The organism is Streptomyces flavofungini, from assembly GCF_041028215.1.
GTDB classification, from domain to species: Bacteria; Actinomycetota; Actinomycetes; order Streptomycetales; family Streptomycetaceae; genus Streptomyces; species Streptomyces flavofungini_B.
Genome location: NZ_JASKYR010001302.1, coordinates 1 through 1,097 on the forward strand (window position 1 = coordinate 1; position 1,097 = coordinate 1,097).

Below are 1,097 nucleotides of genomic sequence, written 5' to 3' on the forward strand. Positions count from 1 at the left end.
GAGGAGTTCGTCGGCCAGGCGTGCGCGGACCGTGCGGGCGATGTGGTCGGCGCCGGGGACGCGGTCGGTGCGGGGGCGGGCCGTGCCGTGCCTGCGGGCCAGGGCCGTGAGCAGCCAGGGGAGGCGGGACTCGGCCTCCAGCGCGTCCACGCGGTCCCCGGTGCCGCTCAGGTCGGTGTGGGCCGCGCGCAGGGCGGCGGCCAGTTCGGGGTCGTCCACCACCGGGTCGCGGAAGTGCGGTGGGGATGTGGTGCCCTCGGCCAGGAGGAGCGGCAGCGGATACATGGCGCGGTAGGCGTAGCCGCCCAGGGTGGCCGGGCCGCCCGTGTGCACCTCCCCCGGGGCCAGGACGACGATGGAACCCGGGCCCACGTCGATCCGTCCGCCCCGGTAGTCGATGACCTCGGAGCCCGCCACGCAGACGCCGACGGTGAACTCCTCGTGGTAGTGCGGGGCGTAGCGGTGCCGGTCGAAGCGGGCGGTCAGGAGGTCGAGGCTCTCGCCCCGGGGGCCGAGCGGTGCTCTGGCCCAGAGGGCCTGTTCGCGGGGACGCCGCGCCGCAGCCGGGGGCGGTCCCGAGGCCGGGTGCGGTCCCGCTGCCGGGGGCCGCCCCGACGCAGGGTGCGGTCCAGCCACCGAGTGCCGTCCCGACGCGCGACGGCGGCCTCCTTCTGCCGAGCCCTCGCCTGCCGAACCCTCGCCTGCCAAGCCGTCGCCCGCCGAACCCTCGCCTGCCGAGCCGTCGCCCGCCGCGCCACTCGCCGCCGCGTCGTCCATGTGGTGCCCGCTCCCCCGTGGTGCCTCTGCCCGTACGTGTGCGCGTGCGGCCGAGGCCGCGCTCACCGCTTCAACGCCCGCGTGCCCTTCTTCCATGCCGTGCCGAGGTCGGCTCCTTCGGGAAACCGGCCGTGGATCTCCAGGATCACCATGCCGTGCGCGAACGCCCAGGCGGCGCGGGCCAGGTCCCCGTCGCCCGCGCAGGCGCGGACCAGCGGGGCGGCGGCCCGTTCCTCCAGGCCCTCGGGGAGCGCCTGGCGCGGCAGCGGGCGCTCGGTCSCCAGGCGGTAGAGGCCCACGGCATGGTGATCCTGGAGATC

Annotated in this window: 2 protein-coding genes; both read right to left on the minus strand. The window is 76.9% G+C overall.

All coding sequences use genetic code 11. The annotated features are described in order from the left end of the window. Positions 1 to 486 (minus strand): AraC family ligand binding domain-containing protein (locus AB8Z36_RS40615; protein ID WP_369218360.1); only part of this gene is annotated, 486 nt, incomplete at its 3' end. Positions 487 to 839: 353 nt separating this feature from the next. Continuing rightward, a partial coding sequence (locus tag AB8Z36_RS40620; RefSeq protein ID WP_369218359.1) for a TetR-like C-terminal domain-containing protein occupies positions 840 to 1,097 on the minus strand: 258 nt, incomplete at its 5' end.